Genomic DNA, 12,665 nt, shown 5'->3' with positions numbered 1-12,665 from the left:
CCTGTATTTCATCCTCCTCTGACTGTTACAGGGGCTATGTTGCCAGAGCCTTTACCCTTCTCTCCACGTCGGCCGCAAATCTCCGGATCCTCCGGGGATGCAGGCGTGAGTAAAGATAATACGGATAGTCCGTTCCCTCCAGCTCCCGCTCCAGGGAGTCTGCCATGTTCAAAAGCTCTGTCACTGTGGCCCCGGCCTTCTTCGCGTCCTGTTCATCTTTCGTCTGCTCCGCCCACACAGTCAGATACATAGCCCGGGTGGTCACATCGCAGAATTCAGCGAACAACACCATTGTCCGAATCACGGCTTTCATATCCTCCGCAAACGCTGCCGGCGCACCCAGTCTGTCTATATCCAGTATAGCATATAATTCTTTCGTCTGCACAATGGCTTTCTTCTTTTCCGCAAAAATATTTTTCATGTTTTCTTCGGTGACAGCCACCCGTTTTGATGCACCTTTCTCCCAGTCGTCCCGGGAATGAATCACCGTCATAATCTCAAAAGCCTTGTCAATGGTATAAGGCGCCTGGTCACTCTCCAGATACTGATGTCCCAGAATATAGCATGCTCCCGCAAAAGCCTCCCAGGAAGCCTTCATAAAGTCCCTGAGATTTTTCCAGGCTTCCGGATTGGTCAGCACTGCCTTTTCCTGAAGCTGCGACGCACTCTTCAGAGGAGAGTACAGTCCCTCCTCCACCCATCTGCAGTAGATGGCATCCGGCTCTGTGTCCAGATTCCTGGTGAGCATGGCCCCGGCATACAGATTCACCAGGCTGGGCGTACAGTGCACGGAAGCATCGTGAATCAGCTCCCAGTCCGTTCGAAACCACGCCCCCACGGCGCCTTTCTCATAACAGATTTCCAGCCTCTCCCTGATATCTTCCACCAGACTCATGGGCGCCACACCCATGCCGAAGTATTGTCCCCAGGTATCAAACTCAATATATTCCCGCAGCTTTCCCGTGTTCCCGATTTCCGGATTGATGGGAAAAGTAGGATAATAGTCATGGGGCTGCGCCTTCAGCGCGATAATAATTCTGTCCGAAATTTCTTCGCATGCCCGAATCATCAGACTCTGCTGTTCCGCCGTATAGGCGAAGTCCCTGACAATCAGCTCCTTCCCAGCCTCGGAGATTGGGCCATACATGGCTTTCAGCACATTGACATACCAGTCAAAGTCTTCCGTCCGGCGGCATCTCTCACAGTGACACCTGTTCGCCGCAATGGACACCGGGCTCTCTCTGGTACCCAGACTTACGATAATGCCTGCAATATCCGGAAAAAGCTCAAATAATTCTCTGAATTTCACCTCCAGAAATTCCAGCCAGAACGGATGATTGGGGCACACTGTGCCGTCACCGTTTCTCAGCTCCGGGAACAGTTCAAAGACAGATTCCAGCGTATAGATTTCCTTGATTTCCAGGTAGAATCCGATTCCCTTCTCCTTTGCCCTGCGGATTACCCCGTCCATATAGTCCCTCTGGTACAGTACCCCCTGCCGCCGTACCGGCCATCGTTCCCACAGAATATCATTGTCATAATATTTTTCCGGGAACACAAGCTGGTCCACCAGGTCATTCTGATGGAAAATCAGCGCATTCAGCTCCTCTTTCTCCATAAATTCCAGCGCCATGTCCACCTGGGCCTGCTGCCACATCCGTGAACTGTGTATCTCATAACCTCGAAATTCAAATTTTCTCACAGGAATCACTCTCCTTTTCTTCCTTCTCCATGCTTTTCCGCCCACATGTCAAAATTTCTCTCCCGCTTCCCGCCGGCCGCCCCGGCAGTGCCTGAGCATTATTTCTCTCCATTTCACCCCTTCAGCCCTGAAGTGGCAATTCCCTCTATAAAATATTTCTGTGCGAATATGTAAAGCAGTACCGGCGGCAGCATGGTCAGCAGAGACATGGCCATGAGCTGATCCCAATGTACCGTGTCCGCCACGTCCAGGGACATCCGAAGAGCCAGGGACACCGGATATTTGCTGACGCTGTTGATGTAAATCAGCGGATTAAAGAAGTCATTCCACCGCCACACGAACTGGAAAAGTGTCACGGAGAAAATCGCCGGTTTTGACAGCGGCACAATGATTCCGGCAAAGATGCCGAAGGAACCGCATCCGTCGATTCTGGCCGATTCGTCCAGTTCCCTGGGAAGTCCCCGGATAAACTGTATCATCATATAGATAAAAAACGGATACGTGGCGAAAACTGCCGGTACAATCACAGGCTTATAGCTGTCCAGCCATCCCAGCCGGTTAAAAAGCAGATACCGGGGCACCATCAGCGTCTGCTCCGGCAGCAGCAAAGTAGAAATCACCAGCGCAAAGCACAGTTTCTTCAGCGGAAAATGAAACCTGGCAAATCCGTAAGCCACCAGCATACTGGAGAACACAGTAAAAAACACCGTGGGCACCACCAGCAGAAATGTATTGACAAAATAAGTCAGATACGTGTATCGCCCGTTTCCCTTCCACCCTTCCACAAACGCCGAAAGCCGAATCTGCTTCGGAAAAATGCTCAGAGAAGTGATAATTTCATTATTTTCCTTAAAGGAAGAGCCAATCATCCACAGCAGCGGATAGACCATCACCACCGCCAGTGCTGTCAGAAACACATAACACAGCAGCTGTCCCACAGTCCTGCTTTTGTGTCTGTTCTTTTTTCTCTTCCTGTCCTTGTTCTCTGCTCCCATATGCCTTAGTTTCCTCCGTCCTGATAGAAAGCCCAGTATTCCGATGACCGGAAAATCAACGCGGTAAGTGCCATGATGATGACAAACATAATCCAGGAAAGGGCCGAAGAATATCCCATCTTCAGATAGGTAAAGCTGTTGTCATACAGCATCATCCCATACAGATAAGTGGATTTCAGCGGTCCGCCTTTCGTAATCAGGAAGGGTGCCGCGAACTCCTGAAACGCGTTAATCATCTGCATAATAATATTGAAAAGGATAATGGGTGTAATCATGGGCACTGTAATCCGAAAGAACATTTTTACCTTTCCCGCGCCATCCACCTCCGCCGCCTCATACAAATCCCGGGGAATCTGTTTCAGCGCCGCCAGAAACAGCACCATGGAAGAGCCGAACTGCCACACTGACAGCATGCTGATGGTAAACAGCGCATTCCGCGGACTTCCCAGCCAGTCTACAGCCGTAATTCCCAGCTTTCCCAGCATCAGATTGATCAGGCCGTTCCTGTTAAAAAGGAACCTCCACAATATGGATATTCCCACACTGCCGCCCAGAATGGACGGCAGATAATATAGTACCTTAAATGCGCCGATGCCCCGGACCTTCATATTCAGCAGCATGGCAATCAACAATGCAAACGCCAGCTTCAGCGGCACGGAAACGACAACATACAGCACTGTCACTTTCAGTGACTGCACAAAAATCCTGTCATGGGTAAAAATTTCCCGAAAGTTTTCCAGGCCGATAAAATCCCAGGACTTCAGCATGGAAAGATCCGTAAAGGAGTAAAAAAACGAGGCTGCCAGAGGATAGGCCTGAAATACCAGAAATCCGATGATCCATGGCGCAATGTACAGAAATGCTGCATAGTCACCCTTTCTATACTGATGTTTCGTTCTGTTCTGTCTCATCGTCCACTCCCTTCCGCACTTCCGTCATTGCTCCGCATTTCCCTTCTTCAGTTTCTCCAACGTATACACCAGATCCTCATAGAGCTTCTGCCCCGCTTCCTCCGGCTCCATCTCCCCATATCCCACCTTGTGAGAATAATCACTGATTACCGCCGCGCACTCCGCATTCAATGTGGGGCCGTTCTCCGGGCTTCCGCCGTCCGCCAGCGCCTGCTCCAGCATGGAGGATACCTGGGGAGAAATCAGTCCGTCCTTTTCCAGCTGCTCTCTGGCCTTACTGTTGGCCGGGATTCCTCTGGTATCCCCGGTAATCTGGATGGCCTCCGGGTCATTCATAAACCAGTTGATAAAGGCGGCCGCCTCTTCCGGATGGGCACAGGCTGTGGGAATGGCCAGCATCATGGTAGGTGCTATGGTGATGGAGGAATCCTTTGCGCCCTCTTTCACCACCCATCTCATGGTGTCGATTTCAAAGGGCGATGCCGACACGATGGAAGGCAGATTGGAAGCACTCAGAACCGTCATGCCCCAGCTGCCTTCCAGCCAGTTGGGAATCTGGTCCGCAAATACGGTCTCATACAGAACACTTTCCTCGAAAGGCGGCATGGTGCCAGTCTCCACCAGTCTCCGTACCATCTCCATGCATTCCACCAGGTCCTCCGGTGTACACATCAGCTCATACCTGTCATTAATCATATTTTCGCCGTATTTTTGTTTGATGAGATCTCTGGTCACATAGACCAGCACATCGTTGGTGAGAAACAGCAGATGCGCGTTCTCATCCTGTCCATGCACCTTCTCTCCCGCTTCCAGAAGCTCCTCCCAGTCCCAGTCATTGGAAGCTGTCAGCCCGTATTTTTCGAAAAATTCTGTGTTATACAGCGCCCCCCTGCCGTTGATTCCGCAGGGAACCCCGATGAGATATCCGTCCTGTCCGCAGTAATTGTCAATAAAATCTCTGTCAAAGGCTGAGAGATCAATCTGGTCAGAGATATCGTTGATATTCAGAAACGGTTTCCCCTGCGCACTCAGATCCCCAATCCATTTATAGTCCACAGATACAATTTCCGGCTGGGTACCACCTGACATTTGTGTCAGAAGTTTCTGATAGTAAGAATCAAATCCCATGTACTCATACTCAATCACCACATTTTCATTCAGCTCCATGTACCGCTCGATGGCTTTGATGGTGGCCTCATGTCTGGTGTCTCCACCCCACCAGGAAAACCGCAGTGTAATCGGCTCCTCCTTTTTGCCCTGACAGCCTGTGAGCAGAATTGTCAGCATGGCCAGCACACACACCGAACAGATCCTTCGTTTCATTTTCATACGTCTCCTCCTCTTTTCATCCTGTTTTTACTTTCCCGGCAGTGCCGTCAGCTGTTGGCAGCAATCCCGTAACCTGTGTGGACTGCCACTCCTTTTGACGGCTGCCGGTAATCTTATCCTACCATGGGAAACAGTGCAATAATAGTTGCGTTACATCTGAAAAAGTGTCATTTTATACGATTGCGCAGCCAAATTACCGAACAATTACCAATTGACAAATCTGCCTTCCATCCCTGAAAATAGAGTAACAGTTATCACAGTTTTCCGGACGGCAGTTTGAGCAGGCCGTCAGGGGAACAGCAGGCCTGACAGTCAATCTCAACGACATGACGGCAAAAAGGATAAGGAGTGAAAAAATGTATAAACTTGGTATAGCTGATGACGAACCCAAAATAGTAACCGGCCTCCGGGAATTCTATCCCTGGGAAGACATGGGCTTTACCATCTGTGTGCAGGCCCGGAACGGTCAGGAACTATGGGAATATATGCAGAATAACCATTTGGATGTGGTGCTCACTGATATCTCCATGCCGGTGATGAGCGGAATCGAACTGGCACAAAAGCTGGCCGGTACCTCTACGGTAATTGTGTTTTTAAGCGGATATGCCGATTTTCAGTATGCCAGACAGGCCCTGCACTATAATGTCTATGATTATATCCTGAAACCGGTCAAATATCAGGAGCTGCTGGATGTTTTCCATAAAATACGGGGAATTCTGGACATGGCCCGGTCAGACGCTCCCTCCGCACCCGTCTGCTATTACCAGACCATTGTGGACAAGGTAAATCAGTCTATCCTGGAGGACCTGCCAGGGGCCTCCCTGAAAAGCGCTGCCGCAAAGGTAAGACTGAGTCCCGGCTATCTGTCCTCTCTGTACAAACAGCAGACCGGACAGAACCTTTCCCAGTTTATTCTGGAAGCCAAAATGAGCTGTGCCGGCAAAATGCTTTCCGACGGCGTTCTCAAAGTCTATCAGATTGCGGAAAAGCTGGGGTATGAAGACCCGAAGAATTTTACGAGAGCGTTTCGCAGCTTTTACGGCTGCTCGCCCAGAGAATACAAAGGCGGTGGATCCTATGAAGACTGTTAATGTGAAAAAACAGTTTGTGAAGAAAAATTTTCTCATTCTGTTCAGTGCATTTGTTCTGCCCACACTGCTTCTGGGCTCTCTGATGGTGTATTTCTCCTGGCGGGATGTAGAACACGACGCCCGTCGGAGACTGGAAAACACAGTCAGCCTGGCGGCGGAACATCTGAATTCTCTCACCGATGAAAGCAAGGCGGTAAATGTGTATATAGAGAGCAATCAGCTGCTCTCCAGCCTGAGCCGTATGATGAACAGCAAAGCCATTCAATACCCTGAAATGATTGCTTTCCGGCACTTCTCCTCTTTTATTAATTCCATTGTCTACTCCAATACTCTGATAGACTCCATCTATCTTCATCTTCCGAATTCTCTGGACAGAGTCTATACCTCGACGGGCAATTTCGTCTTCCTGGATAGCCTCACCGACCGGGAATGGGTGGACATGCTGTCCTCCGGCGGCACCGGACAGTGGCTCTGCGCCCGGGTCAAAACCGATTATCCCTTTGAGACCCCCCGTCAGGTTCTGACAGTCTTCAACACTTTTCATAACTTTGAAGGGGGAAGCGTCATTAACTTTTCGGCTGAAAATATACGCCAGACCTATGACTCCATGCTGTTTTATGAGTCACAGATCCTCTTTCTTCTGGACTCGGACAACCATATCCTGGTTCACAATGCCCGGCTTCCCGATGAAGAATCGAATGTATGGAAAGAAGCCTTCCTGGACGACACTTTCGTAAGCCGTCATCTGGTCCACACCGGGGAATATCCGGAATATGGTCTTCGCCTTGTGACGGCAGTACCCAACAGAATACTGTATCGTTCCGCCATTCAGAACGCTCAGCTCACGGTCACCATCACCCTGATGATCGCGCTGATTACCGTAGTTCTCGCCTACATCTTGTCTCTGAACAGCTATCACCAGTTAAATCAGATTGTCAGTCTCCTGGACAGTGCGGCCAAAAAAGAGCCTTTGCCAGAAGTGGAATACAATACCCGGGATATGTATTCTCAGATTCTGCACAACATCATTCGCATTTTCCTGGAGAATAATTATCTGCAGATTCAGCTGTCCGAGCGAAAGCTGCGGCTGCAGACGGCTCAGCTCCAGGCGCTGCAATACCAGATTAATCCACATTTTCTGTACAACACTCTGCAGACCATCAACTATGAAATTCTGGCTCTGACAAAAGGCAGGCAGACCCATGCCAATCAGATGGTGGAGAATCTCTCCGATATCATGAGATTCTCCCTGGAATCCCCCAGTACCTTCGTCACCCTGGACGAGGAGCTGGAACATTGCCGCAAATATATAGAAATCCAGCAGGCCCGGTATGAAAACGGTTTTCAGGTTATCTGGGACACAGACGAAAGCCTTGCCGAAACCAGGATTCCGCGGCTTCTGCTGCAGCCTGTTGTAGAGAATGCCATCGTTCACGGCCTGAAGCAGACTCCGGGAAACGGCCGTATCAAGATTACTGTCCGGAAAAAGTACCGTGAAGCGGCTATAGAGATCCGTATCTGCGACAACGGCTCCGGCATCCCCCCGGACAGGCTTCAGGAGATACGGCGGCGGCTTCAGGACAGTGACCTGGAATACACCTCCGCCCATATCGGCCTGCCCAACTGCTGCCAGCGGCTCCTTCTCACCTACTCGCCGGAAAGTATGCTCCATATACACAGCAAAGAGGGCATGGGAACCGTAGTGTGGTTCCGCCTGCCCTCTTCGTAAATCATTACTGTCTCAGCCCGGCATTGTCGGAATTGCTGTGTAGATAAAGCGTCAGTCCAGCACCCCGGAAACCGGCAGATTCTTCATGGCGTCTCTCCTCTGATACGGGGAGACAAGCTCTATGCAGCGCCCCTCTGCGCTGCTCTTCTCAAAGGTGGTGAGAATCTCCAGCACATGAAGCGTCTGCTGTACGTCTGCGCGGAATTCCCGTTTCTCCCGCAGGGCCTTCGCCATATCCGCCAGTCCCAGCCCTCTGCTGTTCTCTTTATAGTCATACAGAAGAGGCATCTCCTTAAAGCTTCCGTCCTCCGGCCGAAGCAGCCAGATACTTCCTCCGAAACCATTGGGATCCGGCACACGCAGCGTCCCCTTCGTCCCGTAAATCTCCAGAAAGGCCTGACGGTCATAGTAAACGTCAAAAGTGGTGAGCACTGTTCCGATGGCTCCGTTCTCGAATCTCAGCAGTCCTGTGGTATAGGTGGGCACTTCCACGTCCACCACCGTTCCCTTTTTCGGCTGGCTGGTGATGATTCTCTGTTCAAAAGCCCGTCCGGTCATCCCTGTGATTTCCTTCACCCTTCCCACCAGATTCACCAGCGCTGTCATATAGTAAGGCCCCATGTCCATCATTGGCCCGCCGCCGTACTGATAATAGAACTCCGGCGCGGGATGCCAGCTCTCATGACCATGACAGACCATTCTCGCTTCCGCGCCGATGACATCCCCAATCAATCCGTCGTCAATCAGCCTCCGGCAGGTCTGAATGCCTGCACCCAGGAAAGTATCCGGCGCTCCGCCCAGCAGAAGCCCTTTTTCCTTCGCCAGTGCCGCCAGCTCTGCGCCCTCCTCATAAGTGGCCGCCAGGGGCTTCTCACTGTACACATGCTTACCCGCCTCCAGAGCTGCCTTTGTGGTCGTAAAATGTTCGTTGGGACGGGTCAGATTCAGAACAATTTCTATTTCCTCATCCGCCAGCATTTCCTCCATGGTATCGTACACTTTGGGAATACTATATTCTTTTGCGGCTTCCTCCGCCTTCTCCCGAAAAAGGTCGCAGACACCGACAACCTCTACTTCCTGAAACAGGCCTGTGAGATTCTTGAAATAAATGCCGCTGATAGCCCCTGTTCCCAGTACGCCTATTTTCACTTTCTCCATAAATTTTCCATCCTCTCTCTTGATACACCGCTGCCCGAATGTCTCTGTATCAATACATTTTTGCGCTATTCTCAAAACGTTCCGTGGTCAGTCCCCGGTCCGCCGCGTACGCCTTGCCTTCCGCCGCCCACACCAGGCCTCTCTCCATCAGAATCCCCGCGTTGGGGAATTTCTCAAACACATCGTCATGATGTCCCAGCGAACAGTAGAACACCCTGCCGTTCCCCCAGAATTTCGTCCAGGCCACCGGCATGTCAACCACTTTATTGGAAATGTGGTAATAGTTCACCACCGGAAATCTGGTGGTGGCCAGCACTTCAACCGCCGGATCCACATGGAGATAATAATGTTCGCTGCACACAGGGAAATCCTCCAGGCCCTCCACAATAGGGCTGGATCCCTTACAGATGTTCACCGTATAGTCGATTCCGTCTCCGCCCGGATGGCTGACCCACTGTCCCCCAGTCATAAATTGCCATTCCACATCCTGCCGGAACGCATCGCACATTCCGCCGTGGCACCCGGCCAGCCCTGTTCCCGCCGCCACTGCCAGGCTGATATTTCTGCGGTACTCCGGCTTGATCTCTCCCATGGTCCAGCAGGGAACAATCAAGTCCATCTCCATTAGTTTCTCACCGTCCGCCAGGATATCCTGACTGTCATACACCTGACAGGTATAGCCGTGTCTCTCCAGCATTCCCTTAAAACGCCGGGCCACCAGTACCGGCTCGTGGCCATCCCATCCGCCCTGGAAAATCAGTGCCTGTCTCTTCGTCTCCATAAGAGTCCCTCCTTGTTTCTCGCCGCCTTTAGCTGAACTGTTTCTGTTCTCTGACAGAAGCTACTTGCAGTATAGCAGAATTCATTGTAAAATGATTGTCAGAAACCCAGGAAAACAAGTCATCTGTTGCACTGTAGCTTCTGTTTCCTCACATATATGCTCCCATGTCAGTCCCGGTGGTCGAATCCAGTCTCATAATGCGCAGTCCGCCATTCTGTCGATGGCCTGCCGGCAAAGCTCCTCCATATTGACGTGATTGTGGGCATATGGTATTATGACACAGGCGCTGCGGATTCTGCAGATGTGGTGAATATGGCCGAAAAGCGGTCTATATGGAGGGCAGGCGTATGGATTATTCAAGGAAGATTTATGAACAGGCAGACAGTGGGACGTCGGGCGGTGGAAGCTGTGAGCAGCACAGCGGCATGCGCAACGTTCAGAATCTGGAAGCCGTCATCAATGAGGGTCTTCGTGTCGCTCTGCTGGAGGAGACCCCGGACCAGTCGCTGGAAGTGCTGCTGGAACATCTGGGAAAAGCGCTGGCCGGAGAACGGACCTATATATTTGAGCAGAATGAGTCCGGCTGTGACGACAACACCTATGAGTGGGTGGCTGACGGGGTAGAACCGGAAAAGGAAAACCTTCAGAATGTTCCCCCGGAGGTGTGTGCAAGCTGGTATCGGAAGTTCAGTATTGGCAGGTACATTGTCATCGAATGCCTGGAAGATATCCGGGAGACTGACCCCCTTCAGTATGAGAATCTGAAGCGGCAAAACATCCATTCTCTTGTGGTGGTTCCCCTCTATAACGGCCAGAATCTCATCGGCTTTTACGGTGTGGATAATCCCCCTGCAAAGTCGCTGGAATATGCGTCAAATATGCTTCAGACTGCTGCGTACTTTATCGTATCCTCTCTGAAACGGCGGAATCTGGTCCGCGAGCTTCAAAAGAGGAACTATAATGTTCTCCACGCCCTCAGCGTGGACTACCTGGGCATCTATCAGGTGAACTTCAACACAGGACAATGCGAGATATACAGAGACAGCGAACAGATGAGCATGGATGGAGCTATTCATTTTGCGGATGGCTATCAGGCGGCTATGGAGCTGTATATTTTCCATAATGTAGTCCCCCGGGACCAGGAGCGGCTCCGTGCCGTGACGAAAAAAGATTATGTGCTTGCCCAGCTCAGAACAAGGAAAAAGTTCTATGTCCGTTACCAGGTAAAGGATAATCCCTGGGGACTTAAGCATCTGGAAATCCACTTTTCCGCCACGGAGAAAGCAGAAGAAAACTGCGCAATTTTCGCTCTGCGGGATGTCAATGCCGTGGTGGAGCAGGAGGAGAAATACAAGCTGGAGGCAAGAAAAAGCCTGGAGGACATTCTGGAGGGAGCCAAAACCGGCATCTGGACCATTGAGCTGGAGGAAGGCTGCCGCCCCAGGATGTATGCGGATCGAACCATGCGGCTCCTTCTGGGTGTATCGGACGAAATCGAGCCGGAGGCGTGTTACCGATTCTGGTTTGAAAATATAGAGCCTGACTATGTGGAGATGGTGCAGGATTCGGTGCGGGAGATATTGGAAACGGGACGTTCCGAGGTAATCTACCCCTGGAATCATCCGAAGCTTGGGAAAATATATGTCCGCTGCGGCGGTGTGCCGGACAGGACCTTCAAAAAGCAGGGCGCCTGCCTGAACGGATATCATCAGGATATCACAGAGACCATGATGACGAGAAAGAAACAGGAGCAGTCCATCATGGAGCTTCTGGAGAAGGTAAGACGGGCAAATTCGGCCAAAAGCGAATTCCTTTCCCATATGTCCCACGATCTCCGCACCCCCATCAACGGGATTCTGGGAATGCTGGCCATCCTGGAGAAAAGTCCGGATGATTTGGAACGTCAGAAATCATGCCGCAAAAAAATCCGCGTTTCGACAGAGCATCTGCTGTCCCTGGTGAACGACGTTCTTCAGGTCAGCAGGCTGGAAACCGGAAGGCCTGCCGCGGTGGAAGATCCTTTTGACCTTCACGATATACTGGAAGACTGCATCACGATCCTGTCTCCCCAAGCGGAGGAGGCGGGAATCCGACTGATAATGGAAAAGGCCGGCCTGCAGCACAGCAGGCTGATCGGAAATCCCCTGTACCTGAAGCAGATCCTGATGAATGTCATTGATAACGCGCTGAAATATAACCGCCCTCACGGTTCCGTATTTGTTCGAGTAAAGGAAAACGACTGCCAGGGCGAAATTGAAAATTACCGTTTTGAGATCGAAGATACCGGAATCGGCATCGGAAATGACTTCAAAAAACACATTTTCGAGCCTTTCACCCAGGAACATCAGGACGCAAGAACCAACTATAATGGTGTGGGACTTGGTATGTCCATCGTAAAGAAGCTGGTAGATCAGATGAAGGGGACCGTTGAGATAGACAGTCAGCCCGGCATAGGGAGCATGGTTCAGATTACCCTGCCCATTCAGATCGATGAGGCTGAAAGTATCCAGCCTGTGGCTGTGGAACAGAACCTGCAGAGCAATATTGCGGGGATGCGTGTCCTTCTGGTGGAAGATAACGAGCTCAACTGTGAAATCGTAGAATTCATGCTGAAGGAGGCGGGGGCAGAAGTCGTGACTGCCAACGACGGAAAAGCTGCCGTGGATGCGTTCACGGCGTCCCCTCCGGGAACATTTGACTGTGTGCTCATGGATTTGATGATGCCGGTTATGAGCGGATATGAGGCAACCCGTGTGATGCGCGCCCTGGACCGTTCAGACGCGGGTTCTGTGCCCATTATAGCGCTGTCGGCGAACACATTTGAAGAAGATATCGCACTGGCAAAGGACGCCGGCATGGATGAACATCTGGCAAAGCCGGTAGACATCGGGAAAATGTTTAAGGTCATGAGCCGGCTGAGATACCGGCAGAGGCAGTAAGCAGACAGCTGCATAGAGGATGGAGATTAA

10 protein-coding genes are annotated in these 12,665 nt (G+C 51.2%); 3 read left to right on the top strand and 7 right to left on the bottom strand.

Annotated features, from left to right (window positions below; all coding sequences use genetic code 11):
• Positions 1-34 precede the first annotated feature (34 nt).
• Genes NSB25_RS13330 through NSB25_RS13310 form a run of 5 tightly spaced genes read right to left on the bottom strand, consistent with a single transcriptional unit; the run spans position 35 to position 4,937 of the window.
• A complete protein-coding gene (locus tag NSB25_RS13330) occupies positions 35-1,702 on the bottom strand; it encodes a hypothetical protein (RefSeq protein WP_103240052.1) in 1,668 nt (555 codons plus the stop codon).
• Complete coding sequence (locus NSB25_RS13325; protein ID WP_257479261.1) at positions 1,689-1,814, bottom strand: hypothetical protein; 126 nt, start codon at positions 1,812-1,814, stop codon at positions 1,689-1,691. The genes NSB25_RS13330 and NSB25_RS13325 overlap by 14 nt, the downstream gene beginning before the upstream one ends.
• 1 nt (position 1,815) lies before the next feature.
• Positions 1,816-2,697, bottom strand: coding sequence for a carbohydrate ABC transporter permease (locus NSB25_RS13320; protein ID WP_103240053.1), 882 nt, complete (start codon positions 2,695-2,697; stop codon positions 1,816-1,818).
• A gap of 5 nt (positions 2,698-2,702) precedes the next feature.
• Entirely contained in the window at positions 2,703-3,608 is a 906-nt protein-coding gene (locus tag NSB25_RS13315) for a carbohydrate ABC transporter permease (RefSeq protein ID WP_103240054.1), read from the bottom strand.
• Positions 3,609-3,632: 24 nt separating this feature from the next.
• Positions 3,633-4,937, bottom strand: a complete 1,305-nt coding sequence (locus NSB25_RS13310; protein WP_103240055.1) for an ABC transporter substrate-binding protein — start codon at positions 4,935-4,937, stop codon at positions 3,633-3,635.
• A 356-nt stretch (positions 4,938-5,293) separates the two neighbouring features.
• Between NSB25_RS13310 and NSB25_RS13305 the strand changes: the two genes are divergently transcribed.
• Positions 5,294-6,028: a response regulator transcription factor gene (locus NSB25_RS13305; RefSeq protein WP_172455120.1), complete on the top strand. Its 735-nt coding sequence runs from the start codon at positions 5,294-5,296 to the stop codon at positions 6,026-6,028.
• Positions 6,015-7,757 (top strand): cache domain-containing sensor histidine kinase, encoded by a 1,743-nt coding sequence (locus tag NSB25_RS13300; protein ID WP_172455121.1) that lies wholly within the window; start codon positions 6,015-6,017, stop codon positions 7,755-7,757. The genes NSB25_RS13305 and NSB25_RS13300 overlap by 14 nt, the downstream gene beginning before the upstream one ends.
• 51 nt (positions 7,758-7,808) lie before the next feature.
• On the opposite strand, the gene NSB25_RS13295 is transcribed toward NSB25_RS13300, so the two are convergent.
• Both NSB25_RS13295 and NSB25_RS13290 read right to left on the bottom strand, forming a co-directional pair.
• Complete coding sequence (locus tag NSB25_RS13295; RefSeq protein WP_103240058.1) at positions 7,809-8,915, bottom strand: Gfo/Idh/MocA family protein; 1,107 nt, start codon at positions 8,913-8,915, stop codon at positions 7,809-7,811.
• A gap of 49 nt (positions 8,916-8,964) precedes the next feature.
• Complete coding sequence (locus tag NSB25_RS13290; protein WP_103240059.1) at positions 8,965-9,696, bottom strand: ThuA domain-containing protein; 732 nt, start codon at positions 9,694-9,696, stop codon at positions 8,965-8,967.
• A gap of 347 nt (positions 9,697-10,043) precedes the next feature.
• On the opposite strand from NSB25_RS13290, the gene NSB25_RS13285 reads away from it, so the two are divergent.
• Positions 10,044-12,635, top strand: a complete 2,592-nt coding sequence (locus tag NSB25_RS13285) for a GAF domain-containing hybrid sensor histidine kinase/response regulator (protein WP_103240060.1) — start codon at positions 10,044-10,046, stop codon at positions 12,633-12,635.
• Positions 12,636-12,665 lie beyond the last annotated feature (30 nt).

This window comes from Acetatifactor muris, assembly GCF_024623325.1.
Classification (GTDB): Bacteria; Bacillota; Clostridia; order Lachnospirales; family Lachnospiraceae; genus Acetatifactor; species Acetatifactor muris.
Note: the sequence above shows the minus strand (reverse complement) of the source record. Positions and strands in the feature narration are given on the sequence as shown.

What these genes read in the sequence shown, in the direction of transcription:
- NSB25_RS13325 (WP_257479261.1), bottom strand. Translation starts at nt 1,814, where the DNA reads ATGGAGAGAAATAATGCTCAGGCACTGCCGGGGCGGCCGGCGGGAAGC.
- NSB25_RS13320 (WP_103240053.1), bottom strand. Translation starts at nt 2,697, where the DNA reads ATGGGAGCAGAGAACAAGGACAGGAAGAGAAAAAAGAACAGACACAAA.
- NSB25_RS13315 (WP_103240054.1), bottom strand. Translation starts at nt 3,608, where the DNA reads ATGAGACAGAACAGAACGAAACATCAGTATAGAAAGGGTGACTATGCA.
- NSB25_RS13310 (WP_103240055.1), bottom strand. Translation starts at nt 4,937, where the DNA reads ATGAAAATGAAACGAAGGATCTGTTCGGTGTGTGTGCTGGCCATGCTG.
- NSB25_RS13305 (WP_172455120.1), top strand. Translation starts at nt 5,294, where the DNA reads ATGTATAAACTTGGTATAGCTGATGACGAACCCAAAATAGTAACCGGC.
- NSB25_RS13300 (WP_172455121.1), top strand. Translation starts at nt 6,015, where the DNA reads ATGAAGACTGTTAATGTGAAAAAACAGTTTGTGAAGAAAAATTTTCTC.
- NSB25_RS13295 (WP_103240058.1), bottom strand. Translation starts at nt 8,915, where the DNA reads ATGGAGAAAGTGAAAATAGGCGTACTGGGAACAGGGGCTATCAGCGGC.
- NSB25_RS13290 (WP_103240059.1), bottom strand. Translation starts at nt 9,696, where the DNA reads ATGGAGACGAAGAGACAGGCACTGATTTTCCAGGGCGGATGGGATGGC.
- NSB25_RS13285 (WP_103240060.1), top strand. Translation starts at nt 10,044, where the DNA reads ATGGATTATTCAAGGAAGATTTATGAACAGGCAGACAGTGGGACGTCG.